The following is a 25,808-nucleotide window of genomic DNA, read 5'->3' on the forward strand; positions in this document are numbered from 1 at the left end:
GCTCGTGCGTCTCCTTCCAGGGTGCGGGAGTTCGAACGGCTGTGCCTGAGTACTCCTACTCATCCTTCTCGGGTGTGGACCGCGGGGCCGTTCGCCGAGGCGTCGCGGGCCAGGTGGGCGATGAGGGCCGCGGCGCCCGCGAGCAGCGCCACCGTGGTCAGGGCGAGCGGCAGCGAGAACCAGTCGGCGAGGAAGCCGATCGCGGGCGGCCCCAGCAGCATCCCGCCGTAGCCGAGGGTGGACGCGGCGGCGACCCCGCCGGGCCCCGCCAGCGCGCCCGCCCGGCCGATCGCGACGGGGAAGATGTTGGCGAGGCCGAGTCCGGCCACGGCGAACCCCGCCAGGGCGAGCCAGGCGGTGGGCGCGAGGGCGCCGAGCAGCATGCCGAGGGCGGCCGTGACCCCGCCCAGGACCAGGGCGCGGGTCTGGCCGAGCCGTTCCACCAGGACCGTGCCGGAAAGGCGTCCCGCCGTCATCGTGAGGGCGAAGAGCGAGTAACCGGCCGCGGCCACCCCGGGGGTGGCGTCGAGGTCCTGGGTGAGGTGGAGGGCGCTCCAGTCGGCCATCGCGCCCTCGCCGTACGCCGTGCACAGCGCGATCACGCCGAAGAGGGCGACCAGTCGGCGGGTGCGGAGGCCCGGCCCCCGTCCGTCCGGGTCGCGCTTTTCCGCACCCGTACCCGTACCCGCACCCGTACCCGCACCCGTACCCGTACCCGCACCCGCACCCGCACCCGTGCCCGTGCCCGTACGGTCGGCCGTGTCCGTACCGGCCGTGACCGGTGCCGGGAAGCGCAGCAGCGTCCGGCCGGCCGTGGCGCTGACCAGCAGGCCGGCGGCCGACAGAAGGGCCAGGTGGACGGCGGGGGACAGGCCGCCGGCGAGCAGCCCGCCGAGCCCCGCCCCGACCATGCCGCCCAGGCTGAACGCGGCGTGGAAGCTGGAGATCACCGGGCGTCGCAGGGCCGCGACGAGATCGACGGCGGCGCTGTTCATCGCGACGTTCAAGGCACCGTAGGCCCCGCCGAACGGGAGCAGCACCAGGCCGAGGGTGAGCGCCGAGTGGGTCTGCGGCGGCAGCAGGACGCTCAGCGAGAGCAGCACCGCGCAGCCGACCGTCACGAGGTGGCTGCCGAACCGGCGGCAGAGCGCGCCGGTGACCATCATGGTAGCCACGGCGCCCGCGGAGACACCGAGCAGGGCGAGGCCGAGCTCGCTCGCCGACGCCCCGGTCTGCTGCTTGATCGCCGGGATACGGACCACCCACCCGGCGAACAGGAAGCCGTCGAGGGCGAAGAACACGGTCAGGACGGTCCTGAGGCGGGTGAGCGGGGAGCGGGCTCGGGGTGGTCCCGCGGCGCTGCCGGAGAGGGCCGTCCGCATTTTGTTTAGAAGCGGCACAAAGTGAGGATAGGGGCCCGGAGCCGTCCGTACAAGGCGCCGTGGGGCGTCCCGCACGGCGCCGTGGGGCGTCCCGCGGAGTCCGCCGTTCCTCCGGATCATGGGAGACTCGCCCCCATGAACGGCAAGGGGACCACGGCCAGGACACGGCTGGAGAGAGGCCGCGGCGCGCTCGGCCCGGCACTGGAACTGGTCCACACGGGCCGCGCGCCCACCCGCGCCGTCCTCACGGCGGAGTTGGGCGTCACCCGCGCCACGGCCGGCGCGGTCGCCGCCGAACTGGAGGCCCTCGGCCTGATCCGGGTGGACTCCAGGCCCGGCGCCGCCGCCGGCTCCCAGGGCCGCCCCTCGCACCGGCTCTCCGTCGACGAGGCGGGCCCCGTCGTCCTCGCCGCCCAGGTCCACGCCGACGGCTTCCGGGCCGCGCTGGTCGGGCTCGGCGGCCGGATCGTCGCGACCGCCCCCGGACGCGGTACGGCCTCGGCGGACCCGGCGCAGGTCCTCGGCGAGGTCGTCGAGACGGGCGCCGGGCTGCTGCGGGCCGCCGGACGGCGGTGCGTGGGCGCGGGCCTCGCCGTGCCCTCCGCGGTCGCCGAACCGGAGGGCACCGCGCTCAACCCGCTGCACATCGCCTGGCCCGTCGGCTCCCGGGTACGGGAGATCTTCGCCGAACGGGTCCGCGCCGCGGGCATCGAGGGCCCCGCCTTCACCGGCAACGACGTCAATCTGGCCGCGCTCGCCGAGCACCGGCACGGCGCGGGACGCGGCGCCCAGCACCTCCTCTGCGTCGCCACCGGCCACCGCGGCGTCGGTGGCGCGCTCGTCCTCGACGGCCGTCTGCACACCGGCAGTTCGGGCCTCGCCCTGGAGGTCGGCCATCTCACGGTCAACCCCGAGGGGCGCTCCTGCTACTGCGGCAGCAAGGGCTGCCTGGACGTCGAGGCCGACCCGCTCGCCTTCCTCACCGCGGCGGGCCGCGCCCCGGGCCCCGAGAGCTCGCTGCTCCAGCAGTCGCGCGACCTGCTGCGCACGGAGCACGCCGACCCGGCGGTACGGGGCGCAGCGGCGGAGCTGATCGACCGGCTGGGCCTGGGCCTCGCGGGCCTGGTCAACATCCTCAACCCCGACCGGATCATCCTCGGCGGACTCCACCGCGAACTGCTGGACGCCGACCCGGACCGGCTGCGCGCCGTCGTCGCCGACCGCAGTCTGTGGGGCCGCAGCGGCGGGGTGCCCATCCTGCCCTGCACGCTCGACCACAACAGCCTCGTGGGGGCGGCGGAGTTGGCGTGGCAGCCGGTGCTCGACGACCCGCTCGGCGCGCTCGGCCGCTGACGGCGCTCGGCCGCCGACGCGAGGGCGGCTGTCGACGCGAGCGGGCGCTCCCCGATCCGGCCGCTGGTCCGGCCGGATCCGGCCGGAAGTCCCGGCCGCTGGTCCGTTCGGGTGACTCTGCGCCCGGGGGCACGGCTCGGCCGTACGAACCGGGTGTACGCCGGTTCGTACGGCCGAGCCGCGGATCCGGTCAGCCGACCACGGCCGACCGGACGGTGCCGGGGGCGTACGTCCCGGCCACCATGCCGAACTCCCTTGCGGGGAAAGGGCCGTCGGTGGTCGCGCCGTACACCGGACGCAGGGGCAGGGTCAGGGCCACCGGCGGGGCGGGCAGCGTGAACCAGATGCTCTTGCCCGTATCGCCCCGGGGATGGATGCCCCAGCTCTCGCTCACGGCCGCGATCAGCGCGAGGCCGCGGCCACCGGTGTCGGACAACTCGGCGTGGTGCACCGTCGGCAGGCGCGGATCGTGGTCACTGACCGAGACCGTGAGCCGTTCGAGCAGCAGCTCGATGTCGACGGTGCATCTCTTGTCCGGCTGTGCGTGCCGGTGGACATTGGTCAGCAGCTCGGTCACCCCGAGAGCCGCTGGGTCGATGAGAAGATCGAGGTGCCAGTAGCGCAGTTGCGCGGAGATGATTCTGCGGATCTGACCGATCCGTGACGGCAGGGCCTGGAGCTCCACCGTGCAATGCCTGCTGGGCTGGCTGATCACGGCTGCGACTCCCCGAATGAGGTCCGGAAGAAGACGAGGGTGCGGAACCAGCGACCGGCTCGCCGCCGTTTCCCGCCCGGCGGGGCTGGGTCACAGTGTCACCGCCGGGAAACACTGAGTGATGTGTGACCAGAGTGAACCCGGGGACCCGGCTCCGCAACTCGCGGCGGACCGCCTGCGTGGCAGGGGTTTCGCAGCCGTTCATGACCTCGGCGTCGGGTGCCGTGCCGACGCTCCTCCCGACGCCCGCGCGCCTACGGCTTCGAGTGGCCGGCCCTGCTGACCGCCTCCATGATCCGCCCGGTCAGCGCCGTCGCGTCCGGACGGCGCCCCCGCTGCCCCAAGGTCAGCCGGTAGCGGGTCCCGTTGACGGTCGCGACCATGCTGCCGCTCCCCGCGAACCACGGCCGGGCCGCCCGGACGGCGCGCAGCGGCGCGCTGTCGATCACCCGGCCGTAACTGGTCAACAGCGCCAGCCTGCCGTCCTTCACCAGAACCTGACCGGCCCTGGTGAGCGAGCGGGGCCACCGCTCGATCCGCACGCCGCGCACGTCGAACTCCGGTTCACCCATGGCGTTTCAGCCCCCTCCGTACCCATTCCCCGTACGTCCCCTCAAGGCAGTTTGCACAAGTATGGCGCCCGGCACCAGAGCGCATGGAGCGCACTCGCCAGAAGCGATTCCTATGGATACCCAAAGCAAGCGTTTACGCAGGTGGTGGGGGTACGGTGCGGCTGGGGGCCGGTGCGGGGACAGCGAGGAGCGGCACGCATGAACGGGCGAGAGACGAGCGGACGGCCGGAAGAGCCGACGGAACCGGCGGACGGGCCCCCTCCCGGGACCACCGGCGCACCGGCCACGCCGACCCTCGACGTGGACCGCAGCGACCCCGGCTACCGCGCCTGGCTCAAGGAAGCCGTACGCAAGGTCCAGGCCGACGCCAACCGTTCCGCCGACACCCATCTGCTGCGCTTCCCGCTGCCCGAGGAGTGGGGCATCGACCTCTACCTCAAGGACGAGTCGACGCACCCGACCGGCAGCCTCAAACACCGGCTCGCCCGCTCCCTGTTCCTGTACGGCCTGTGCAACGGCTGGATCAGGCGCGGCAAGCCGGTCATCGAGGCGTCCAGCGGCTCGACGGCCGTCTCCGAGGCGTACTTCGCCAAGCTGATCGGCGTGCCGTTCATCGCGGTCATGCCACGCACCACCAGCGCGGAGAAGTGCCGGCTGATCGAATTCCACGGCGGCCGATGTCACTTCGTGGACGACGCGGGCATGATCTACGAGGAGTCCGCGGGGCTGGCGGAGCGGACCGGCGGCCATTACATGGACCAGTTCACCTATGCGGAGCGCGCCACCGACTGGCGCGGCAACAACAACATCGCCGAATCGATCTATCAGCAGCTCCGGCTGGAGCGCTACCCGGAGCCCGCGTGGATCGTCGCCACGGCGGGTACGGGCGGCACCTCCGCGACCATCGCGCGCTACGTCCACTACATGCAGCACGACACCCGGATCTGTGTGCCCGACCCCGAGAACTCCTGTTTCTTCGACGGCTGGACGCGCCACGACGACCAGGCGCGCAGCGACCCCGGCTCCCGGATCGAGGGGATCGGCCGGCCCCGGATGGAGCCGAGCTTCGTGCCCGGCGCCATCGACCGGATGATGAAGGTCCCGGACGCCGCGAGTGTCGCCGCCGTACGGGCGCTGGAGCGGGCCATCGGACGCAAGGCGGGCGGCTCCACCGGCACCGGACTGTGGAGCGCCCTGAAGATCGTGGCGGAGATGGTCGCGCGGGGGAGCACCGGCAGCGTGGTCACCCTGCTCTGCGACCCGGGCGACCGCTACCTCGACAAGTACTACGCGGACGCCTGGCTCGCCGAACAGGGCCTGGACATCGCCCCGTACACCCGGACCCTCGACCGCTTCCTGGAGACCGGGGTCTGGCCGGACTGACCCCCCACGCCGCCTCACCGCCGCCGCACGCCCTGACCGCGCAGCAGCCGGTCGACGGCCCGGCCGAACACCAGGCGTCCGGCGCGCGCGGTGAGCGGGTCGAGGCGGCGGGGGAGCGGTCCGATACGCAGCTCCTCCTCCCAGCGCACCCGGGCGGGGCCACCGTACGCGTCCTCCTCGGCGTCCTGGCGCACCTGGATCTCGGCCCAGCCCGTGACCGCCCTCCCGCGCTTCTCCAGGCGGCAGTGGCCGGGGCGGCCCGGCGCGGGCGGCTGCCAGCGGACGACCTCCATCGGGTCGTCGAACGCGGCGCGGCCGAGCCCGGTCCGCGCGACGAAGACCGTTCCGGTACGGGTCGGGCCCGGCGTCAGTACGGTGATCCGCGTCAGCGGCACCTGGGCGGCGTGCGCGGGCCAGTCCGTGAGCCGCCGCCAGGCTTCCTCGGCGGAGAGCGGGGTGGTCCGGTCGATACGGAAGGCGCTCATCCGGTGATCGTAGGCCGGGAGGGGCGGGGCAGGCGTGACGCCGCGTCAGGCGTGGTCCGGCCCCTTCGCGGATCCGTCGCCCTTCGCGGACCCGTGACCCTCCGCGGAACCGTCGCCCTCCACGGACACCTCACCCGCCTCGGACCCGTCACTCTCGGCGGGCTCGTCCCGGTCGCCCGCCACCACCAGCCCCGGCAGCAGCTCGGCGATCTCCGCGCGGTCCCGCGCCGACAGCCCCGCGTCCGTCACCAGTGTGTCGACCTGGTCCAGCGTCGCGAAGGAACTCAGACCCACCGTGCCCCACTTGGTGTGGTCGGCCACGACCACCACCCGGCGCGCCGACCCCACCAGCCGCCGGTTCGTCTCCGCCTCGCCGAGGTTGGGGGTGGAGAGCCCGGCCTCCACCGAGATGCCGTGCACCCCGAGGAAGAGCACATCGAAGTGGAGCGAGCGGATCGCCTGGTCGGCGACGGGGCCGACCAGCGAGTCCGACGGCGTCCGCACACCGCCCGTGAGCACCACCATGGCCGCCCCGGGGCGGCCCGCACCGCCCGGCTCCGTCTGCCGCGCCGTGTGGAACACATCGGCGACCCGCATCGAGTTCGTCACCACCGTCAGATCCGGCACGTCCAGCAGCAGATGCGCCAGCGCGTAGGTCGTCGTCCCGCCGGAGAGCGCGATGGCGCTGCCGGGCACGACCATCGCCGCCGCCGCCCGCGCGATGTCCTGCTTGGCGGTCAGCTCCAGCGCCGACTTCGCCTCGAAGCCCGGCTCGTGCGTACTCGCCTCGGCCACCGGCACCGCGCCGCCGTGCACCTTCTCCACGACGCCCTGCCGGGACAGCGCGTCGAGATCCCGGCGCACCGTCATGTCGGACACATTGAGCCTGCGGGTCAACTCGTTGACCCGCACCCCACCCCGCCGGCGCACCTCGTCCAGGATCAGCGCACGACGCTGCTCCGCCAGCAGGTTCAGGTTGTCGCTCACCGCCGCGCCGGCCTTCCGTCTCGTCGTGGACCACCGCCGTGCACCGGCATCGCGCGCCCCCGTCCTGTCCGTTGTGGAACCCATCCTCCCACGGGGGCCGGACGGCCGCCCCGGTGGCCGCAGGACGAGGGAGCCGGGGAGATTCGGTGACGGGACGGCGTCGAACTGCCACAATCCGGGACTCTGGATCCCGCACGGGTTCCCCGCACCGTTCCCCGTCCGCCCACGCGAGAGAGAGCATCGAAGTGTCCTCACCAACAGCGGAGCCGCACGGTGGCGGAGCCGCACTCGAACTGCTGGTCCACGGCGTCGGCGGGGCCACCCCGCAGGAGATGCTCGACGACCCGCGCACGGTCAGGGTCACCGGCGACAAGACCGCCGCGGTGTACCGGCGGGCCGACGACGCCGACGCCGAACGGCACCCGGCGGACTACCGGGACCGGCCGATCCCCGAGGCGTACTGCTGGTCCAACCTCACCTCGGGCAACGGCTCCCGCGCCCTGTGGCTGCTGCTCCTGCCCTTCATGGTGGTCAACCTCGCCCACTGGATGCGCCCGGCCACCAAGGGGCTCGGCAGGTCCCAGCGGCTGTACGGCCTGCTGGTGCGCCTGGTCGCCCTCACCCTCACCGTGCTGCTCACCGCCGCCGCCTGCGAGGTCGCCCTCGATCTGACGGCGTGGCAGTGTGCCGGCTCGGCGGCCTGTGTCGAACAGCGCTCCTGGCTCGGCTTCCTCTCGCCCGAGGCCCACGGCTGGTGGTCGCAGCCGGGCCGGCGCCTCGCCCTCGCCGCCGTCGTACCCACCGCACTGGTCACGCTGTTGTGGTACCTCTCCAACCGGACCTGGAGCGCGTACGAGGCACAGCGCCCGCCCGTCCACGGCACCGCCGCCCCCGAACCGTCCGCCCGGGACGCGGCAGCCGCCGACGCCGCGGAGGCCGCCCGTACCGCGGACGTCCCCGATGCCGCCACCGACGACGACGGGCGGGTGAAGGTGCGCCCCGCGCTCGGCAGGCCCGGCTTCTGGTACGGCCGCCGCCTCGTCGCCCGGCTGCGCGCCGCGCACACCGCCGCCGGGTTCCTCACCGTCGCCGCCGCCCTCGTCGCGGCGGGCGCCGACCACGACCGGCGCACCGGCGTCCAGCCGCTCGAACCGCTCGGTCCGCTGCTCCAGATGGCGCTCGTCGCCGGCCTCGGCGCGGTGCTGTACGTCGTGTGCAGCCGGGGCCGCAGCGAGCGCCGCCGCGACGGCTCCCTCGACCGGATGGTGACCGGCGGACTGCCCACCGGCTCCCTCGTCGTGCTCGCCCTGGCCGTGGTGTACGCGGGCTGGTCCAGACCCGGCTGGGTCTCCTCCGGCGCGCTCCCCGGCAATCTCTCCTTCCGGGTGCTCTCGCTCGCCCAGGTCGCCCTGATCGTCGCCCTCGCCGTCACCGCCCATGTGCTGTACCGCCGCGCCGCCCAGCCGCGTACCGCGCTGCGCGGACTCGCCGGGCCCGCCGTCGCGATGCTCGCCTGCGCCCTCGCCGGTGTGATGACCGGTGGCGTCGCCCAGCGCGTCGCCGACTGGCTGGACGGTGACGCCACGCCCGGCATGGGCGGCGGCGCGATCGCCGGCCCTCCGGCGCTGCTGAGCTGGCAGGCGTCGGTCATCCCGGTCCTGCTGGTGCTGCTGGTGATCCCCGTCGCCGTCCTGTGCGTCCGTACCGTACGCACGACGCGGGCCCTGACACCGGCGGTGGAGAAGGAGTACGGGGAGGACGCCCCCGACTCCCCGCGCACCCGTCATGTCGCGGGCGCCCGCGCGCGGGCCGAACTCACCGACTTCGTACCCCGGCTCGTCGGACTGGTCGCCGGCGCCGCCCTGTTCCTCGGCGCCGGCGCGGTCGCCGGATCCTGGATCAGCGGCCAGGTGCCGGGCAAGGCGATGCTGGGCACCTCGTCGTTCCTGGAGTCCGCGGCGCAGACCGCGCAGGCGCTGGGCTCCTGGTTCGTGGGCCTCGGCTTCATACTGCTGGTCACCTGGGGCCGACGGGCCTACCGCGACCCCTCGGCCCGCCGCACCATCGGCATCCTCTGGGACGTCGGTACGTTCTGGCCGCGCGCCGCCCACCCGTTCGCGCCGCCCTGCTACGCCGAGCGCGCCGTCCCCGACCTCACCTGGCGCATCGCGTCCTGGACCGAGCGCACCGGCGGCCGGCTGGTCCTCTCCGGCCACTCGCAGGGCAGTGTGCTCGCCGCCGCCGCCATCTGGCAGCTCGCGCCCGCCACCCGCCACCGGGTCGCGCTGCTGACGTACGGCTCCCCGCTGGAGCGGCTCTACGGCCGCTGGTTCCCCGCGTACTTCGGAGCCCAGCAACTCAGCGACCTGAGCGCGGAGTTGCACTGCTGGCGCAATCTGTGGCGCGCCACCGACCCGATCGGCGGCCCGGTGCTGGTGCCCGCCGACGGCGACGGGTCCCAGGTCGACCGGGGCCCGCTGAAGGACCCGCTCGCCTACGGCCGTACGGTGCTGCATCCGCTGCCCGAGCCGATCCTCGGCCACTCCGAGTACCAGGCCGACCCCGTCTTCGCCGAGGAGCGCGCCGAACTCCTCGACCGGTTGCCGCCGCTGCTCCCGCCGCAGCGCACCGACGGGACCCGGGCCCGGCTCGTGGGGCCACCGGCCGACGGTGGGGGTCAGGGCAGCTCGGGCAGGTCGTCGGCGTAGAGCAGGGTCAGGTCGTCCGTGCTGGTCTCGGGGAGCTGGGCGACCCGGCCCGCGTGCCGCTCCACCATCGACTCGAACGTCTGGCGCGCGGTACGGCCGTTGCCGAAGGCGGGTCCCTTCGGCAGCTCCGTGAAGTACGTGAGCAGGGCCTCGGCCGCCCCCTCGCCCAGCCGGTACTCCTGGTCCTCGGACTGCTGCTGGACGATCCGCAGCAGCTCCTCGGGGACGTAGTCGCTGAAGGTGATGGTCCGTGAGAAACGGGACGCCACACCGGGGTTGACGGTGAGGAACCGCTCCATCTCCGCGGTGTACCCGGCGACGATCACCACGACCGCCTCCCGGTGGTCCTCCATCAGCTTCACGAGGGTGTCGATGGCCTCCTTGCCGAAGTCACGCCCGGAGTCCTCGGGGGAGAGCGCGTACGCCTCGTCGATGAACAGCACACCGCCGCGCGCCCGGTCGAACGCCTCCTGCGTACGGATCGCCGTCGACCCGATGTGCTCGCCGACCAGGTCCACCCGGGAGACCTCGACGAGGTGGCCGCGCTCCAGCACCCCGAGGGAGTGCAGGATCTCGCCGTACAGCCGTGCCACGGTGGTCTTGCCGGTGCCGGGGGAGCCGGTGAAGACGAGATGACGGCGGACCGACGCCGCCTTGAGGCCCGCCTCCTTGCGGCGCCGGCCGACCTCGATCATGTCGGTGAGCGCCCGTACCTCGCGCTTGACGCTGTCCAGGCCGACCAGCGAGTCCAGCTCCCCGAGGACCTCCTCCGAGCCGCGTACGGGCTCGGTGGTGGCGGTGACACCGGGCGGAGTGGCGGGTGCGGGCGGCGCCAGGACCGGCCCGAGCAGCCCGGGGGACTGGGTGGCCGTCAGCTTCGCCGTGGCCTCCGCGGACGGCGACGGCGCGGCCAGCACACCGCTCTCGTCGCTGGTGCAGTCCTCGGCGGTCGGCCCGTCCTCCGCGAAGTCGTAGCCGCCGCGCGCGCAGCGCTCCGTACGGCAGCGGGTGAGCGTCGTACGGCAGCCGTCCATGACGTGGAAGCCGTAACCGCCGCTGCCCGTCACCCGGCAGTTGTGGAAGGTGCCGCGGCCCTCGGCGGACACGTAGAAGCCCGCCTCGGCCGGCGAGGTGACCGTACAGCGCTCGATGGTCGGGTCGGCGCCCTTGGTGACGATGACCCCGGTCTGGACGGCGTCGATGGTGCAGGAGCTGAGGGTGCCGCCGCTGCCGTGGTCGCGGAACCAGGCGCCCGTGGATGCCTCCCTGATCCGGCAGTCGTCGAGCTGGGCGGTCGCCCCGTCGCTCACCGACACGGCCGTGTTGCGCACCTGGGAGATGTCGCTGTCGACGACGTCGGCGCGCGAGCCCCGGTCGAGGACGAAGAGCGCGTCGGGCACGTCGTGGAGCCGGCAGGAGTCGAGCACGACGGTCGCGCCGTCGCTGACCCAGACCGCCGGGTAGTCGCCGGTGCTGTCGTGGATCTCGCACTGGTTGGCGTCGACCCGGGTGCCCGGGTCCCACACGGAGAGGCCGTTGCGGCCGAAGCGGCGCACGGTGGAGCGGGTCAGCGTCAGCACCGAACGGGAGCGCAGGTCGACCGCGTTCTCCGGGATGTCGTGGATGTCGCAGTCGGAGAGCGTGAGGACGGCGTCGGTGTCCAGGGTTATCCCGTCCGCCGAGGTGCGGTGCACGGAGGAGTCGGTGAGGTGGACCGCCGCGCGGGACGCGATCTGCACACCGGTGCCCTTGATCTCGTACACCTCGCAGCCGATCGCCTCCAGACCGCTGCCCTCGCCGGTGACGGCCAGACCGGAACCGGAGGCGTGGTGGATCCGGCACCGCTCCAGCCGGGGGTGGGCGCCGCCGTGCACCGAGATGCCCGCCTGGCCGGCCGCGACGATCTCGCACTCCTCGAACACCCCGCCGGCCCCGTCGAGCACGGCTATGCCGACCCCGGCCGGATTGTCGACCGTGCACCGCCGCACGGTCGGGCGGGCCGCGCCGCGCACCTCCAGCCCGGCCGCCGAGCGGGTCACGATCCGCAGATCCGTCAGATCCGGGGTGCCGTCCTCCACGAGCAGCGCGGGCGCCGTGGCGTCCTGGCCCTCCACGTGGAGGTCCTGGACGGTGGCCGAGGCGCGCACGATCAGCGGGACGCCGTCGACGGGAGCGATCCGTACGGAGCCGAGCGAGCCCTCGGCACCGCGCAGCGTGACCGCCCGCGTGACGACCAGATTCTCCCGGTAGGTCCCGGGGGCAATGGTGAGGATGTCGCCGTCACCGGCCGCCTCAAGGGCGGCGGCGAGGGAGGCGTACTCGCCCGTGCGCCGCCGCCAACGCGATGTTCCGGTGTTGGTCACCTGGACCGTGCCCTGTGCCATGGCGTTGTTCTGTCCCCACCTCGTGCGTGTGCCCGTGTCGTGCCGTCCCGGGTGCCGGCCCCGGCCCCCGGTCAGTGCGGCGTACCGGGCGGCACCACCGTAGCGCGCGTGGCGGCGCCGGGTTGACGCGAACAGCGGGTCCGGAAGGCCGCTTTCCGCCGTGCCCCGGACATGGCGGACAACTTCCCGGTCGCGCCACCGGCCCCGGACCTGTGCCAGGGCCGTGCCAGGGGGAACGGGAGGTCCTAACGGGAGGTCCTAACTCCCCGCCCCGGTACGGCCCCAGTCGGGACCGGCCGCGGCCCACGCGCGGTCGAGCCGCTGGTACCGCCGTTGTACGAGCCGCCATACGATCAGCCGCCTGACCCCCTCGACCAGCCCGGCGGCCAGGACGGCGAAGCCGAAGCCGGCCAGCACGGCGTGGGCGCGCCCCGCCTCGGCGTTCATCGGGGCCCGTACGTGCCTGCCCCGCTCGTCGGCCCAGATGGCGAAGGTGTCGCCCGCGTGCGGGGTGCGCAGCGAGGTGGGGACCGTGCCCGTGCGTGCCGTGCCGTCGGGCGCGCGCCAGTTCGCGACCACCCGGGTGCCCGTGTTCTGCTCCGTGACCGCCTCCGCGTCGTACGCCAGGAACGGCCGCTCCGGCGCCGGGGAGACGACCGCGGCGGTGGTTCTGTGCCGCTGTTCGTGCTGGACCCGTACGGTCTCCCGCAGCGCCGCGTCGACCCGGTCGCCGCCGAGCCAGCCGATGGCCGGCGCCGCCAGCGCGAAGAGCAGCACCGCCGTCAGCGCGACCCATGCCTCGGCCAGATCGGTGCCCCGGCGCAGGGGGTTGCGCCGCCAGCGCCAGAGTCCCACCATGGTGCGCACAAGTGCGCACCCCCTTTCCGTGTCCTTCCCCGTCCTTCTCTGTCCGTCTTGGCAGGGGCGGCGCTTTCCACGCGTCGTCGGCGGGAAGAGAGAGCAAGCTCACTTCGGTGCCCTATGCACCGACATGCGCCCGCCCGCTCAACGGACGGGCCGGTACGCCGTGTTCCCGCGAGCGCGGGGCGTCGCGGCACGGAGGGGACTTTTCGGCCGTACGGAGGGTCCCTCGGGTCACTCCAGCACCGTCACCGGATCGCCCACCCGGACCGTGCCGGTCGACTCGGGGACCAGGTTCTGCCCGAAGACGAGCTTTCCGTCGATGCGGCGGTGGCGCCCGAGTGTCCGCAGCGGCTCCCGGCCGCGCTCCGCCGTGCGCTGGTCGGTGGTGGTGATGACACAGCGACCGCAGGGCTTGGCGATCCGGAAGGTGACCTCGCCGACGGCGAGGCGCCGCCAGCCGTCCTCGGCCCAGGCGTCCGTGCCCGACACGACGAGATTAGGCCGGAACCGGTCCATCGGCAGCGGCCCCTCGTCCGGGTGGTCGCCGTGCGCGATCAGGGTGTTGAGGGCGTCGAGCGACGCCGTGGTGGTGACGAGCAGCGGGAAGCCGTCGGCGAAGGAGACCGTCTCGCCGGGGCGGGCGAAGAGCGGGTCGACCGGGCGGCGCGTGGCCGGGTCGTCGAGATGGACGAGCCGGACCTCCTCCCCGAGGTACGCGCTCAGCCGGCGGTCCACCTCCCACGAGGCCGGACCGGCCGGCACCGACTCGACCTTCGTCCCGAAGATGTCCGCCACGACGAGGACCGCGCCGTGCGGCTCGGGAACCTCGATGTCCACCGGGCCGGGACCGGGCCCGCTCAGCCGGATCCCGCCGCCCGGCAGCGGCTCCGCGCGGACGAGCGCCAGCCCCGGACGCTGGCGCTGCGTGACCACCTTCCCCGTACGGTCGACCAGGGCCCAGCGACGGTCCCCGGCGAGCCCCCAGGGCTCCACCACGGCGCTGCCGGGCGTACAGCCGGCCATCGACTTGACCGGATGGACCCCGAGGGCGTGCAGGGCGGCGTGGAGCGGCTTCGGCATGAAGCCATCCTGCCAGCCGCCGCCCGTACGACGGATCCTGTCCCCGGCCCCGCCGGCGGCCGGACGCCGCCGGTTGTTCCTTCCCCGCCTCCTGCCGATGCCTCCGACCCGGAAGAGGCTGTCTCAGTAACCCCGGCTCTGGTAGGGCCGGTTGTACGGGTCCTCGTACTGCTGCTGCTGCGGCGGGGCGGGCGCCGGGCGGGCCGCCGCCGGACGCATCGCCTCGTACCCCGTACCGGGCATCGGGCGCTGCGGCTGGGGCTGCCCGTACTGCTGGGGCGGGGCCGCCTGGTAGCCGCGGGGCGCCGCGGCCTGCTGCGGGATGTACGGAGCCGGCGCCTGCTGGAGCGGCATCGGCTGCGGCATCTGCTGCATGGGCTGCTGCTGCGGGTAGCCGCCTCCGTAGGACGGGGCGGACTGCGAGGGACCCGCCGGGAGGGCGGGCAGCGCGGCGGGCAGGGCCGGCAGATAACTGTTGCCGGAGTCGTAGGCGGCGGGCACTCGGATCGGCGCGATCTGAGGCGTGCCCCGCTCCGCGACCAGGGAGTCGTAGATAGGGGTGTCCGGGAACGCCGGGGCGGTGTAGTAACCGCCGCCGTAGGTGGCGCGGGGGGAGGTCATGGAACATAAGTTAAGCCCAGGACGCGTCGGTTGGGGAGTCGGGAAAGGGGGTTCTTTGGGGAGCTCTGTGCTGCTTCGCATCCCCAATGCGAGCGAACTTGGGAAAATCGGTCGTCCTGAGGCGTTGAGATCGTGTAAAAGGCAAGTTCGCGGGGGGTTACCAGTGGGTCCCGCGGTGTTCACGCTGTCTGCGGTGTCCGCGCTGTGAGCGGGTTCACCGCGGCGACGGCTCGATTAGGTTTGACGGGACCGAATCCTCGGACTCAGCGACGCGCGATGGGGGCGAGCATGTCCATGCTTAAAGGAGCCAATCTTCCGGTGACGGCGTCCGCCGTTCGCGTCGAATTGGGATGGCGTTCAGGACCGGGGGTGCCGGACGTCGACGCTTCGGCGCTTCTGCTCGTGTCCGGAAAGGTCCGCTCGGACGCGGACTTCGTCTTCTACAACCAGCCGCGGCACGCGTCGGGGACCGTACGGCACGAGGGCAAGAAGCCCGGCGGCGCGGAGGTCACCGACACCCTCGGGGTCGATCTCGCCCGGGTCGAACCCGCCGTCGAGCGGATCGTCCTCGCGGCCTCCGCCGACGGCGGCACCTTCGGCCGGGTACCGGGACTGCGGGTACGGCTGCTGGACGCGGCCACCGGCGCCGAGATCGCGCGGTACGACTCCACGGACGCGACCGTCGAGACGGCGTTCGTCCTCGGCGAGCTGTACCGGCGCCAGGGGCAGTGGAAGTTCCGGGCCGTCGGACAGGGCTACGACAGCGGACTCGCCGGTCTGGCAACGGACTTCGGCATCTCGGTCGACGACCCGGCCCCCACTCCCACTCCCGCCCCCACGCCGCCCCGGGCCGCGCCCGCCGCCCCGCCCGCGCGCCCGGTGCGGGCCGCGCCTCCCGCGGCCCCCACGCGGCCCAGCCGCCCCTCACCGGCCCCCGCGCCCGCCGCCCCGACCATGCCGTCCGTCTCCGTCCCTCCCGTTCCCGTCACGCCGCCGCCCCCGGCCCCGGCCCCGGCGCCCGCCCCGCAGGCGACGCCCGCGACGCCCGTACGCCTCAGCAAGGTGACGCTGACGAAAGAGGCGCCCTCCGTCTCCCTCGCCAAGCAGGGCGGAACCTCGGGTGCGATGCGGGTGAACCTCAACTGGCAGGTGCGTAAACAGTTCAAGGGCTGGGGCGCCAAACTCGGCCGGGCCGTCGCCATGCACGCGGATCTCGATCTCGACCTGTGCGCCCTCTACGAACTGACCGACGGCCGCAAAGGCGTCGTCCAGGCGCTCGGAAATGCCTTCGGGGCGCTCAACCAGCCGCCGTACATCCATCTCGACGGCGACGACCGCACCGGCGCCGTCTCCAGCGGCGAGAACCTCACCATCAACCTCGACCACAAGGACCGGCTGCGCCGCGTCGTCATCTTCGTCACCATCTACGAAGGCGCCCGCAGTTTCGCCGATCTCGACGCGACGGTCACCCTCCAGCCCCAGCACGGCGCCGCGATCGACTTCTCGCTCGGCGAATGCACGGTGGCCTCGACGGTCTGCTCACTCGCGCTGATCACCAATACCGGTTCCGACCTCGTCGTCCAGCGCGAGGCGCGCTTTCTCGTACCGGAACGCGGCGTCAGCCCGCAGCGCACCATCGATTACGCCTATGGCTGGGGCATGAACTGGACACCCGGGAGGAAGTGACTACGCCGGTGGCGGACCTGCCGGTCCGTCAGGGGCCGGGGGCGGTCCGGAGGCGGGGGCGGTCCGGGGGCGGCTGTACGTCCGCCCCTTCCAGGCCGCCCCGCGCCCCCGGTAGTGCTGCACCGCGGAGTCGACCGTCATCAGCAGGTAGAGCAGCGCGGTGAACGGCAGCAGCGGGGCCAGCCACAGGGACAGCCGGTAGTAGCGCAGTATCGGCACATACGTCCCCGTCATCACCGCCCACGCCGCGAACCCCAGCCACCCCGCGGCCCCGTTCCCGCCGAACGCCCCCACGAACAGCGCCACGGGCGGCGCCAGATAGACCACCACCATCCCCGCCACCGTGCCCAGGAGCAGCAGCGGATTGTGCCGGAGCTGGGCGTACGCGCTGCGCGAGACCATCCGCCACAGATCGGCCAGCCGCGGGTACGGCCGCACACTGTCCACCCGCTCCGCCAGCCCCAGCCAGATCCGGCCGCCGCCCCGCCGCACCGCGCGGGCCAGGGACACGTCGTCGATCACGGCCTGGCGGATCGACTCCGGCACCCGGGCGCGTACGGCGGTCTCCGTACGCAGCAGGACACAGCCGCCCGCCGCCGCCGAGGTCCGCGCGCCGGGACGGTTGATCCGGCGGAACGGATAGAGCTGCGCGAAGAAGTAGACGAACGCGGGGACGACGAGCTTCTCCCAGCCGCTGGTCACCCGCAGCCGCGCCATCTGCGAGACGAGGTCGAGATCCTGCGACCGCGCGGAGGCCACCAGCTCCCGCAGACTGTCCGGCTCATGGGCGATGTCCGCGTCCGTCAGCAGCAGATACTCCGGGTCCCGGGCGCGGGCCAGCGCGATGCCGTGCCGCAGCGCCCACAGTTTGCCGGTCCAGCCGGGCTCGGGCTCCCCGGGCGACGACACCGTCAGCGGCAGCCCGCCGTGGCGCGCGGAGAGGTCACGCGCCAGAGAGCCGGTCCCGTCCTGGCTGCCGTCGTCGATCAGGAAGATCTCCGCCTTGCCGGGATACACCTGGGCCAGCAGGGACGGCAGGGACTCGGGCAGTACGGCCGCCTCGTCCCTGGCCGGTACGACCAGGGCGACCGACGGCCAGCACCGGCCGTCGTCCCCCTCCCGGCCCTTGGAATTCTCCCGGTACTCCTCGTGCTCGGGCAGCCGTTGATCCGTACGCCAGAAGAACCCCTGACCCAGCAACAGCCAGCCCCACGCGGCCAGCGAACCCACGGCGATCCAGACAACGGCGCTCATTCGCCGCAGTCTGCACCACATGGGGAGGACCGCAAGGGCCGTCGACTATGGTGACCGGGTGAAGATCGCGCTCATGGACTCCGGCATTGGCCTTCTCGCGGCGGCGGACGCGGTACGGCGGCTGTGCCCCGACGCCGATCTCGTCCTCTCCTCGGACCCCGACTCGATGCCCTGGGGACCCCGTACCCCCGAGGACGTCACCGAGCGGGCCCTCGCCGTCGCGCGCGCCGCGGCCGAACACCGCCCCGACGCCCTGATCATCGCCTGCAACACGGCCTCGGTCCACGCGCTGCACACGCTCCGCGCCGAACTGGAACCGGGGCTGCCCGTCATCGGCACCGTCCCGGCGATCAAGCCCGCGGCGGCCGACGGCGGCCCCGTCGCGATCTGGGCCACCCCGGCCACCACCGGCAGCCCGTACCAGCGCGCCCTGATCCGCGACTTCGCCTCCACCGCCGAGGTCACCGAAGTGCCGTGCCCGGGGCTCGCGGACGCCGTGCAGCACGCCGACGAGGCGGCGATCGACCGCGCGGTGGCCGCAGCCGCCGCACTGACCCCCCGGGACATACGGGCCCTCGTCCTCGGCTGCACCCACTACGAACTGGTCGCCGGGCGCATCCTCGCCGCGGTCCGCAGGGCCGGTCTGCCCGAGCCCGCGCTGTACGGCTCGGCCGACGCGGTCGCCGCGCAGGCGCTGCGCCGTATCGTCGGGGCCCCCGCCGGAGCCGGGCGCTCCGACGCGGCGCCCTCGGGCGCCGCAGGGCGGCTCACGGTCCTGCTGGGCGGGCGCGAGTCCGCGCTGCCGCCGTCCGCGCTGGCGTACGCGGAGGGACGGGCCCTCGCGGGCCTCGTACGGGCCGAGTAACCCGTTCGGCGTATCCGCCGGCCGCTGTCCACAGGGACTCCCCGACGCGCGGAATCTGAGTACGCTGCATGGCATGAAGGACCATCCCGGGCCCGAGGGCCAGGTGGCCCCTCCCCCTCCGGAGACCTGGAGCGGGCGCGCCACCAATCGTGTGCAGTGGCTGCTGGCAGCCGCGGGCGCGGCGTGTATCGCGCTCGGTGTCGAGCTGGCCGTCGAGTCGAACTGGCACAGCGGGCCGGTGGCCCTGCTGATGTCCGTCGTCGGCTGTGTGGCGGCCGGCCTCCTGATCCTCTTCGGCACGCTGGCCTTCGTCCACGTGGCGGTCAGCGTCGACGAGGAGTGTTTGGAAGTGCGCTGCGGCCATATAGGGCTGCCGCGCCGCCGTATCGAGTTCGCCCAGGTGGTGGACGCCGACTTCGCGCCCCGGGTCACCCCGCGCCAGTGGGGCGGCTGGGGCTACCGCTGGCGCCCCGAGATGGGCACGGCGGTGGTGGTACGCCGGGGCGAGGCCCTGGTCCTCAAGCTGGGCGACGGCAGAACGTTCACGGTCACCGTGGACGACGCCGAGTCGGCGGTACGGATCATCCGCCACCGGCTGGGCCTGCTGCCCGCGACCGGGACCGGCACGGCCGGCGCCTGAGCACGGAGGCCCGCACCCGGTACGCCGCCGTTGTCGGAGTCACTGGAGTGGAGCAGGGCGAGCGCCCCGGTACGGACCGTGGCCGGCCGAACCCGGTGAGTGAGAGACCGGTTTCCGTCCCGCACGCCCGCGATGGCGGAAGTGCGCAGGTCTCACCCCCGGCACCCGGGGCGCCACCGTAGACTCCGCCGGGTGAGCGCCACCATGACCACCGTCGAACCCCCGCAGCCCGCCGCCCCGACCGGTCCCGGGCGGTCCCTGGCCCGACGGTTCGCCCGACCGGCCGGAGCGGCCGCGTCCGGTCTGCTGCTCTACGCGAGCTTCCCGCCCCGCACCCTGTGGTGGCTGGCCCTGCCCGCCTTCGCCCTGCTCGCCTGGAGCCTGTACGGGCGCCGGCCGCGCGCGGGCCTCGGCCTGGGCGCTCTCGCGGGGCTCGGCTTCCTGCTGCCGCTGCTGTACTGGACCGGCGCCGAGGTGGGACCGGGCCCCTGGCTCGGCCTCGCGGTGGTCGAGGCCGTCTTCATCGCGTTCACCGGGCTCGGGATCGCCGCCGTCAGCCGACTGCCGCTGTGGCCGGTCTGGGCCGCGGCGGTCTGGATCCTCGGCGAGGCGGTCCGTGCCCGGGTGCCGTTCGGCGGCTTCCCCTGGGGCAAGATCGCCTTCGGCCAGGCGGACGGCGTCTTCCTGCCGCTCGCCGCGGTCGGCGGCACCCCCGTGCTCGGCTTCGGCGTCGTGCTCTGCGGCTTCGGGCTGTACGAGGCCGTCCGCCAGGCCCTCGTGTACCGCAGGACCCGCACGGTGCCGCGCGCAGCGGTCGCCGCCGCTGCGGCCACCGTCCTCGTACCGGTCGTCGCGGCGCTCGCCGCGCTGCCGCTCGTCAGCGACACGGCCGAGGACGGCACGGCGACCGTCGCCGCGATCCAGGGCAACGTGCCGCGCGCCGGTCTCGAATTCAACGCCCAGCGCCGGGCCGTCCTCGACAACCACGTGCGCAGGACCCTGGAGCTGGCCGCCGATGTGAAGGCGGGCAAGGAGCCGAAGCCCGACTTCGTGCTGTGGCCGGAGAACTCCTCCGACATCGACCCGTACCGCAACGCCGACGCGTACGACGTGATCGACCGGGCGGCCAAGGCGATCGGCGTGCCGATCTCCGTCGGCGCCGTCGTCACGCCCGACTCCGGTCCGCTGTACAACCGGCAGATCCTCTGGGACCCCGAGCGCGGCCCGACCGCCACGTACGACAAACGGCAGATCCAGCCGTTCGGCGAGTACCTTCCGCTGCGCTCCGTGCTGAACCGGATCACCCCCGGCTACGCGGAGATGGTCCGCAGGGACTTCGGGCGCGGTACCAGGACCGGTGTCTTCGACCTCGCGGGCACCGAGGTCGGCCTCGCCACCTGCTACGAGGCGGCGTTCGACTGGACCGTACGGGACGTGGTCACACACGGCGCCCAGCTCATCTCCGTACCCAGCAACAACGCGACCTTCGACCGCAGCGAGATGACGTACCAGCAGCTCGCGATGAGCCGGGTGCGGGCCGTCGAGCACAGCAGGACCGTCGTCGTCCCGGTCACCAGCGGGGTCAGCGCCGTCATCCAGCCGGACGGCACGATCACCCGGCGGACCGGGATGTTCACCCCGGACGCGCTCGTCGCGAAGGTCCCGCTGCGTTCCTCGCTGACGCCCGCGACCCGGCTCGGCACGCTCCCCGAGGCGCTGCTGGTGGCCGTCGCGGTCGCCGGCCTCGGCTGGGTGGCGGTCGGTGCGGTACGCGCCCGGCGCGCCCGTACGGCGGCCTGACCCCGGTTAGGGTCGGTGGCATGGGAACCCCTGACTTCATCCGTGAGATCCGGGCCGACGCCGGCCACCAACTGCTCTTCCTCCCGGGCGTCAGCGCCGTCGTCCTCGACGACGAGGGGCGCGTCCTGCTCGGGCGGCGCGCCGACACGGGCGGGTGGTCGATCATCGGGGGGATCCCCGAGCCGGGGGAGGAGCCCGCTGTCGCGGCGGTGCGCGAGGTGGAGGAGGAGACCGCCGTACGGTGCGTGGCGGAGCGGGTCGTGCTCGTCCAGGTGCTGAAGCCGGTCGTCTATCCCAACGGCGACAAGTGCCAGTACATGGACATCGCCTTCCGCTGCCGGGCGGTCGGAGGTGAGGCGCGCGTCAACGACGACGAGTCGCTGGAGGTCGGGTGGTTCCCCGTGGACGGGCTGCCCGAGCTGGAGGAGTTCGCGCTCTTCCGGATCAAGCAGGCGCTGAACGACGAGCCCACCTGGTTCGCGCCCGCCGCTCTCGACTGACACCACCCTTCCGCCCCGGACCCGCGCGGGCCCGTACCGGCGCCCGCGCGGACGGGTCTCAGCGGGTCGCCCCCCGGGTGAAGCCGTTGTAGATGTAGCGCTGGAGGAAGAGGAACGCCACCAGCGTCGGGACGATGACCAGCACCGCGCCCGCCGAGATGTTCTCCCAGTGCGCCCCGAAGGGCCCCTTGAAGCGGAACAGCGACGTGGAGATCGTCCCCAGTTCCTCGGACGGCAGGTAGAGGAACGGGATGTAGAAGTCGTTGTAGACGGTGATGCCCTTGATGATCACCACGGTGGCGACGGCCGGTTTGAGCAGCGGGAAGATGATCTTGCGGAAGATCGTGAAGGAGTTGGCGCCGTCCAGCCGCGCCGACTCGTCGAGCGAGACCGGGATCCCGCGGATGAACTGGAGAAAAATGTAGATCGAGACGATGTCGGTGCCCATGTAGAGCACGATCGGCGCCCAGATCGAGTCGAAGAGCCCGAAGCTGTTGACGATCTGGAAGGTCGCCACCTGCGTCGTCACCCCGGGCACCAGCGTGGCGACCAGGAAGAGCGCCACCACCAGCGCGCGGAACCGGAAGGCGAAGCGGTCGATGGCGTACGCCGTCATGGAGCCGATGACCACCGTCCCGGTGATCGCGAAGAGCAGGATGAACGCGGTGTTCCCGAAGGCGCCGAGCATCTTGCCGTCCGAGAACGCCGTCGCGTAGTTCGCGAAGTTGAGCAGGTCGCCCGGTAGCGCCAGCGCGCCGCTGCCGTCGGCCATCTCCTTCTCGGTCTTGAGCGAGGTCAGGAACACCACCCCGAGCGGCAGCAGGACCACCACAGCGGCCACCACCAGGGAGAGGTACTTCAGCGAGCCGGCCAGCCGCGCACGGGCGCTCATACGAGATCCACCTTGTCGTCCGGGACGAGACGGCGCTGCACCCAGGTCACCGCCAGGATGATCAGCAGCAGGACGACGGCCGCCGCGGAGGCCAGCCCCGTCTTGTCGAACTGGAACGCCAGCTTCACGGTCTGGATCACAAAGGTCTCGGTGCCGGTGGCCCCGCCGGTCATGATGTACGGGATCTCGAAGACCGAGAGCGAACCGGAGACCGCGAGGATCACACTGAGGCTCAGGACCGGCCGGATGCCCGGCGCGATGATGTGCCGGAACTGCTGCCACCGGCCCGCCCCGTCGAGTTCGGACGCCTCGTACAGCTCACCGGGGATCGACTGGATCGCGCCGAGGAACAGCACGAAGTTCAGCCCCATGAAGCGCCACACCGAGACCCCGGCCAGGGAGATGTTCGCCGAGGTGGAGGAGGAGAGCCAGGCGTGCTCGCCGGAGGCCCCGACGAGCCGCAGCACCGAGTCGAGCGTGCCGCCGTCCTGGAAGAAGTAGAGGAAGACGAAACCGATCGCGACCCCGTTGATCAGGTACGGGAAGAACAGCACGCCCTTGAAGAAGGCGCGGAAGCGGGTGTGGAAGCTCAGCACGGTCGCGAAGTAGAGCGCGGCGGCGATCTGCACCACCGACGCAGCCAGGTAGTAGCCGCTGACGAAGAAGACCTGGAACAGCTCGGGCCGGGTGAAGATCTCCACGTAGTTGCCGAGCCCGGTGAACGTGAGCTCCGGGCTGACCCCGTCCCAGTCCGTGAAGCTGTACGCGACCATGTTGACGACCGGGGCGTACGTGAAGACCACCAGCAGCGCCAGCGGTACGAGCAGGAAGAGCCAGGGCGTCACCTCCCGCCACAGCCGCTGCCGCCGGGGCCGCCGTGCGGCCGGGGGAGCAGCCCCGGGGTCCGTCCGCGCCGGTTCCGGTACGGAGGCGCCCCGCCCGCCCCGTAACGCCTTGTCCGTCGCGCCCGTCATCGCGAGCCCGCGCTCTTCTCCGCCTCGGTCCAGCGCCGGGAGAGCCCGGCGAGGAAACCGTCCAGATCGCCCTGGGCGGCGCCGCGTGCCACATCGACGAGGTCCTGCCGGTAGTCCGGCTTCTGCAGGCCGACCTCGGCCGCGTTGTCGATCTCGTTGACCCGTGCCGCGTCCTTCTGGTCCAGCTCGATGAACTTCACGCCCCGGTCCGTGTACGGCTTCAGGACGTCCGGCAGCGCGGCGCCCTGGAGCGGCGAGAGGGCCAGGTTGTCGGCCGCGTACCCGGACTTCTCGGTGAACCAGTCGATCCAGGCGCGCGCCGCCTCCTTCCGCTTCGAGTGGACGTTCACCGCCTGCGCGTAGTCCGGCGAGGCGACCGCGCAGTACGCGCCGTCCACCTGGGCGGGGAAGGGCATGAAACCGATGTCGTCGGGGTCCGTGCCGGCCTGCTCCGCCGCGGCCCGGAACTGGGTGACCGCCCAGGAGCCCAGCCACATCGTGGCGATCTCCCCCTTGGCCAACTGAGGCTTGGAACCTTCCCAGTTGGTGGTCGACGGGTCCTTCTCCACCAGCTTCTCGTGCACCATGTCGTACAACAGCGTGTCGATGGTGCGCAGTTCGGACCCCTTGCGCCACGGGTCGCCCGTCGCCAGCAGGTTGTTCGCCTGGACGTCACAACTCACCGAGCCCAGCGCGTTGGTCCACGAGGTGAGCGGCCACATGTCCTTGAAGTTGGTGTAGTACGGCACCGCGCTCGTCCTCGACTTGATCGCCTTCAGATCGTCGAGGAAGGCGGCGGGGGTGGTGGGCCAGTCGGTGATCCCGGCCCGTTCCCACACCTTCCTGTTGTAGAGGAAGCCGGGGGTCACACCGATCGGGCTCTGCCCGTAGACCTTGCCGTCCACGGTGGAGAAGGCGGTGAACCGGTACTTCTTCTCCCGCTCGGTCCGGCTGCCCAGGGAGGCGAAGAACCTCGGGTAGTCGTTCCGCTTGATCGCGCCCGGGATCATGAGGACGTCGCCGTAGTTCTCGGTGTTCATCCGGATCTTGACCTCGCCCTCGTAGTCGGTGATCCCGTCGAACCTGACGGTCACCTTGGGGTAGATCTTCCGGAAGGCGTCGGCGTACTTCTTCATCGTGCCGTCCTGCACCCAGTCCGTGCGGTGGGTCAGGACGGTGATGGTCCCCGAGACCTTCGACGGATCGTCGGCCGCCCTCGCCTCCTCGCCCCGGGAGGCGGCCCCGCCGCCGGTGCAGCCGGCCACCAGCAGCGCGCCGGCGACGGCGATCAGACTCACGGAGGACGGCTTTCCGCGGCGTGCGCGCACGGTGGTCACGGTCGGTACGGTCATGTCGGCCCCTTGGCTCGGTCGTACGACGGCTGTGAGGCCGGGGGTGGTCCGCACACCTTCCGGCGCCGTGAAATTAAGGGCGCCGCAAAGCGAGTGTCAATGCCGGTGCATTGCTTTTCTCGACTTCCCTGGTAAACGATGTGCGAGGGCCGGGTTTTCCTTCCGGACCGATTCGGCCATATTCGCCACCGGGCCCCGTCCGGGGAAGCCGCCCGTACCTGCGGAGAAAAGCGAGGCACCTCACCGTGAAGCGCCCCACCATGGCCGATATCGCCGATCGGGCCGGTGTCACCAAGGCCGCCGTCTCGTTCGCCCTCAACGACCGCCCCGGTGTCTCCGAACCCACCCGGCGGCGCATCCGGGCCATCGCCCAGGAGCTGGGCTGGCAGCCCAACAGCGCGGCGCGGGCGCTCTCCGGGGGTACGGCGGGGGCGTTCGGCCTGGTCATCGACCGCCCGGCGCACACCCTCGGCCTCGAACCCTTCTTCATGCAGCTCATCTCAGGGATCCAGGCCGAACTGATCGCCGACGCGACTCCGCTCGTCTTCACCATGGCCGAGGACCGGACCACCGAGATCGCCCTCTACCGCTCCTGGTCGGCCCGGCGCCGGGTGGACGGCGTCTTCCTGGTGGACCTGAAGGTCGACGACGCCCGCGTCCCCGTACTGGAGGAGCTGGGCCTGCCCACCGTGGTGATCGGCGCGCCCGTCGGGACCCGCAGGCTGCCCGCCGTGTGGAGCGACGACGCCGCGGCCGTCACCACCGTCGTGCGCCACCTCGCCGGCCTGGGCCATCGCCGCCTCGCCCGGGTCGGCGGCCCGGCCCCGCTGCGTCACACGGCGATCCGTACGGCCGCCTTCGACGCGGCCGTCCTGGACCTGGGGCTGACCGGCAGGACCGTGGAGGCCGACTACAGCGGCGAGGGCGGCGCGGCGGCCACCCGCGCCCTCCTCGGCGCGGACCGCCCGCCCACGGCGATCCTCTACGACAACGATGTGATGGCCGTGTCGGGCCTGACCGCCGCGCACTCCCTGGGCGTCCGCGTCCCCGCGGATCTCTCCCTCGTCGCCTGGGACGACTCGGCCCTGTGCGAGCTGGTGGACCCGCCGCTGACCGCGCTGAGCAGGGACATCGTGGCCCACGGGGCGCGCGCGGCCCGGATGCTGCGCGAGGTGGCGGGCGGGCTCGCGGTACGGGACCTCCAGGACCCGGCGCCCCGCCTCACCGTGCGCGGCAGCGTCGGGCCGCCGCCCGCGACGGACGGCTAAACCGGTTTACGGCACGCGGGCGGGGTTGACCCTAAACCGGTAC

General features: G+C 72.8%; 22 protein-coding genes. 9 read left to right on the forward strand and 13 right to left on the reverse strand.

Annotation, left to right across the window (positions count from 1 at the left end; translation table 11 throughout):
• Positions 1–59 precede the first annotated feature (59 nt).
• Positions 60–1,400: an MFS transporter gene (locus ACIO3P_RS25185; RefSeq protein WP_401852399.1), complete on the reverse strand. Its 1,341-nt coding sequence runs from the start codon at positions 1,398–1,400 to the stop codon at positions 60–62.
• A gap of 117 nt (positions 1,401–1,517) precedes the next feature.
• Here ACIO3P_RS25185 and ACIO3P_RS25190 point away from each other — a divergent pair, with 117 nt between their 5' ends.
• Positions 1,518–2,735, forward strand: a complete 1,218-nt coding sequence (locus tag ACIO3P_RS25190) for an ROK family protein (RefSeq protein ID WP_401852401.1) — start codon at positions 1,518–1,520, stop codon at positions 2,733–2,735.
• 190 nt (positions 2,736–2,925) lie between these two features.
• On the opposite strand, the gene ACIO3P_RS25195 is transcribed toward ACIO3P_RS25190, so the two are convergent.
• Positions 2,926–3,450 (reverse strand): ATP-binding protein, encoded by a 525-nt coding sequence (locus tag ACIO3P_RS25195; protein WP_401852403.1) that lies wholly within the window; start codon positions 3,448–3,450, stop codon positions 2,926–2,928.
• A gap of 254 nt (positions 3,451–3,704) precedes the next feature.
• Positions 3,705–4,022, reverse strand: a complete 318-nt coding sequence (locus ACIO3P_RS25200) for a hypothetical protein (RefSeq protein WP_329825707.1) — start codon at positions 4,020–4,022, stop codon at positions 3,705–3,707.
• Positions 4,023–4,220: 198 nt separating this feature from the next.
• Here ACIO3P_RS25200 and ACIO3P_RS25205 point away from each other — a divergent pair, with 198 nt between their 5' ends.
• Positions 4,221–5,405: a PLP-dependent cysteine synthase family protein gene (locus tag ACIO3P_RS25205; protein WP_401852405.1), complete on the forward strand. Its 1,185-nt coding sequence runs from the start codon at positions 4,221–4,223 to the stop codon at positions 5,403–5,405.
• Between the two features lie 14 nt (positions 5,406–5,419).
• On the opposite strand, the gene ACIO3P_RS25210 is transcribed toward ACIO3P_RS25205, so the two are convergent.
• Both ACIO3P_RS25210 and ACIO3P_RS25215 read right to left on the reverse strand, forming a co-directional pair.
• Entirely contained in the window at positions 5,420–5,890 is a 471-nt protein-coding gene (locus ACIO3P_RS25210) for an SRPBCC family protein (protein WP_401852407.1), read from the reverse strand.
• A gap of 45 nt (positions 5,891–5,935) precedes the next feature.
• On the reverse strand, positions 5,936–6,877 hold the full coding sequence (locus ACIO3P_RS25215; RefSeq protein ID WP_401852409.1) for a DeoR/GlpR family DNA-binding transcription regulator: 942 nt from the start codon (positions 6,875–6,877) through the stop codon (positions 5,936–5,938).
• Between the two features lie 245 nt (positions 6,878–7,122).
• Here ACIO3P_RS25215 and ACIO3P_RS25220 point away from each other — a divergent pair, with 245 nt between their 5' ends.
• The gene (locus ACIO3P_RS25220; protein ID WP_401852412.1) at positions 7,123–9,585 is read left to right on the forward strand and encodes a hypothetical protein; all 2,463 of its coding nucleotides are present in this window, start codon (positions 7,123–7,125) and stop codon (positions 9,583–9,585) included.
• Here the strand turns inward: ACIO3P_RS25220 and ACIO3P_RS25225 are convergent.
• From ACIO3P_RS25225 to ACIO3P_RS25240, 4 genes are all read right to left on the reverse strand, one after another.
• Entirely contained in the window at positions 9,555–11,969 is a 2,415-nt protein-coding gene (locus ACIO3P_RS25225) for a right-handed parallel beta-helix repeat-containing protein (protein WP_401852415.1), read from the reverse strand. The two genes, ACIO3P_RS25220 and ACIO3P_RS25225, sit on opposite strands and share 31 nt — an antisense overlap.
• 258 nt (positions 11,970–12,227) lie before the next feature.
• Positions 12,228–12,827, reverse strand: coding sequence for a hypothetical protein (locus ACIO3P_RS25230; RefSeq protein ID WP_329825860.1), 600 nt, complete (start codon positions 12,825–12,827; stop codon positions 12,228–12,230).
• A 237-nt stretch (positions 12,828–13,064) separates the two neighbouring features.
• On the reverse strand, positions 13,065–13,913 hold the full coding sequence (locus ACIO3P_RS25235; RefSeq protein WP_329825715.1) for an MOSC domain-containing protein: 849 nt from the start codon (positions 13,911–13,913) through the stop codon (positions 13,065–13,067).
• A gap of 123 nt (positions 13,914–14,036) precedes the next feature.
• Positions 14,037–14,534, reverse strand: a complete 498-nt coding sequence (locus ACIO3P_RS25240) for a DUF6643 family protein (RefSeq protein ID WP_401790310.1) — start codon at positions 14,532–14,534, stop codon at positions 14,037–14,039.
• A gap of 276 nt (positions 14,535–14,810) precedes the next feature.
• On the opposite strand from ACIO3P_RS25240, the gene ACIO3P_RS25245 reads away from it, so the two are divergent.
• Entirely contained in the window at positions 14,811–16,220 is a 1,410-nt protein-coding gene (locus ACIO3P_RS25245; RefSeq protein ID WP_401790312.1) for a TerD family protein, read from the forward strand.
• On the opposite strand, the gene ACIO3P_RS25250 is transcribed toward ACIO3P_RS25245, so the two are convergent.
• Positions 16,221–17,474 (reverse strand): glycosyltransferase, encoded by a 1,254-nt coding sequence (locus ACIO3P_RS25250; RefSeq protein WP_329825719.1) that lies wholly within the window; start codon positions 17,472–17,474, stop codon positions 16,221–16,223.
• 19 nt (positions 17,475–17,493) lie between these two features.
• Here ACIO3P_RS25250 and ACIO3P_RS25255 point away from each other — a divergent pair, with 19 nt between their 5' ends.
• From ACIO3P_RS25255 to ACIO3P_RS25270, 4 genes are all read left to right on the forward strand, one after another.
• Entirely contained in the window at positions 17,494–18,339 is an 846-nt protein-coding gene (locus tag ACIO3P_RS25255; RefSeq protein ID WP_401852418.1) for a glutamate racemase, read from the forward strand.
• A gap of 73 nt (positions 18,340–18,412) precedes the next feature.
• Positions 18,413–18,979 carry a hypothetical protein gene (locus ACIO3P_RS25260; protein WP_329825722.1) on the forward strand — a complete coding sequence of 189 codons (567 nt, stop codon included), beginning with the start codon at positions 18,413–18,415 and terminating at the stop codon, positions 18,977–18,979.
• Between the two features lie 192 nt (positions 18,980–19,171).
• Positions 19,172–20,779 carry an apolipoprotein N-acyltransferase gene (gene lnt / locus ACIO3P_RS25265; protein WP_329825723.1) on the forward strand — a complete coding sequence of 536 codons (1,608 nt, stop codon included), beginning with the start codon at positions 19,172–19,174 and terminating at the stop codon, positions 20,777–20,779.
• Positions 20,780–20,799: 20 nt separating this feature from the next.
• Positions 20,800–21,279, forward strand: a complete 480-nt coding sequence (locus ACIO3P_RS25270; protein ID WP_329825725.1) for an NUDIX domain-containing protein — start codon at positions 20,800–20,802, stop codon at positions 21,277–21,279.
• A gap of 58 nt (positions 21,280–21,337) precedes the next feature.
• Here the strand turns inward: ACIO3P_RS25270 and ACIO3P_RS25275 are convergent, their stop codons facing one another.
• The 3 genes from ACIO3P_RS25275 to ACIO3P_RS25285 are packed head-to-tail and all read right to left on the reverse strand — an operon-like array spanning position 21,338 to position 24,497.
• Positions 21,338–22,171, reverse strand: a complete 834-nt coding sequence (locus ACIO3P_RS25275; protein WP_329825726.1) for a carbohydrate ABC transporter permease — start codon at positions 22,169–22,171, stop codon at positions 21,338–21,340.
• Complete coding sequence (locus tag ACIO3P_RS25280; protein WP_401852421.1) at positions 22,168–23,145, reverse strand: carbohydrate ABC transporter permease; 978 nt, start codon at positions 23,143–23,145, stop codon at positions 22,168–22,170. Before ACIO3P_RS25280 ends, ACIO3P_RS25275 begins: the two co-directional genes overlap by 4 nt.
• Entirely contained in the window at positions 23,142–24,497 is a 1,356-nt protein-coding gene (locus tag ACIO3P_RS25285) for an ABC transporter substrate-binding protein (RefSeq protein ID WP_401852424.1), read from the reverse strand. The genes ACIO3P_RS25280 and ACIO3P_RS25285 overlap by 4 nt, the downstream gene beginning before the upstream one ends.
• 245 nt (positions 24,498–24,742) lie before the next feature.
• Between ACIO3P_RS25285 and ACIO3P_RS25290 the strand changes: the two genes are divergently transcribed.
• A complete protein-coding gene (locus ACIO3P_RS25290) occupies positions 24,743–25,765 on the forward strand; it encodes a LacI family DNA-binding transcriptional regulator (RefSeq protein WP_329825730.1) in 1,023 nt (340 codons plus the stop codon).
• The last annotated feature ends 43 nt before the right edge of the window (positions 25,766–25,808 follow it).

It is taken from the genome of Streptomyces sp. NPDC087310, assembly GCF_044744405.1.
Taxonomy (GTDB): domain Bacteria; phylum Actinomycetota; class Actinomycetes; order Streptomycetales; family Streptomycetaceae; genus Streptomyces.

Coding starts and splice junctions, on each gene's coding strand:
- ACIO3P_RS25190 (WP_401852401.1), top strand. CDS start 1,518: ATGAACGGCAAGGGGACCACGGCCAGGACACGGCTGGAGAGAGGCCGC.
- ACIO3P_RS25200 (WP_329825707.1), bottom strand. CDS start 4,022: ATGGGTGAACCGGAGTTCGACGTGCGCGGCGTGCGGATCGAGCGGTGG.
- ACIO3P_RS25205 (WP_401852405.1), top strand. CDS start 4,221: ATGAACGGGCGAGAGACGAGCGGACGGCCGGAAGAGCCGACGGAACCG.
- ACIO3P_RS25210 (WP_401852407.1), bottom strand. CDS start 5,890: ATGAGCGCCTTCCGTATCGACCGGACCACCCCGCTCTCCGCCGAGGAA.
- ACIO3P_RS25225 (WP_401852415.1), bottom strand. CDS start 11,969: ATGGCACAGGGCACGGTCCAGGTGACCAACACCGGAACATCGCGTTGG.
- ACIO3P_RS25230 (WP_329825860.1), bottom strand. CDS start 12,827: ATGGTGGGACTCTGGCGCTGGCGGCGCAACCCCCTGCGCCGGGGCACC.
- ACIO3P_RS25235 (WP_329825715.1), bottom strand. CDS start 13,913: ATGCCGAAGCCGCTCCACGCCGCCCTGCACGCCCTCGGGGTCCATCCG.
- ACIO3P_RS25240 (WP_401790310.1), bottom strand. CDS start 14,534: ATGACCTCCCCCCGCGCCACCTACGGCGGCGGTTACTACACCGCCCCG.
- ACIO3P_RS25245 (WP_401790312.1), top strand. CDS start 14,811: ATGGGGGCGAGCATGTCCATGCTTAAAGGAGCCAATCTTCCGGTGACG.
- ACIO3P_RS25250 (WP_329825719.1), bottom strand. CDS start 17,474: ATGAGCGCCGTTGTCTGGATCGCCGTGGGTTCGCTGGCCGCGTGGGGC.
- ACIO3P_RS25255 (WP_401852418.1), top strand. CDS start 17,494: ATGGGGAGGACCGCAAGGGCCGTCGACTATGGTGACCGGGTGAAGATC.
- ACIO3P_RS25260 (WP_329825722.1), top strand. CDS start 18,413: ATGAAGGACCATCCCGGGCCCGAGGGCCAGGTGGCCCCTCCCCCTCCG.
- ACIO3P_RS25270 (WP_329825725.1), top strand. CDS start 20,800: ATGGGAACCCCTGACTTCATCCGTGAGATCCGGGCCGACGCCGGCCAC.
- ACIO3P_RS25275 (WP_329825726.1), bottom strand. CDS start 22,171: ATGAGCGCCCGTGCGCGGCTGGCCGGCTCGCTGAAGTACCTCTCCCTG.
- ACIO3P_RS25280 (WP_401852421.1), bottom strand. CDS start 23,145: ATGACGGGCGCGACGGACAAGGCGTTACGGGGCGGGCGGGGCGCCTCC.
- ACIO3P_RS25285 (WP_401852424.1), bottom strand. CDS start 24,497: ATGACCGTACCGACCGTGACCACCGTGCGCGCACGCCGCGGAAAGCCG.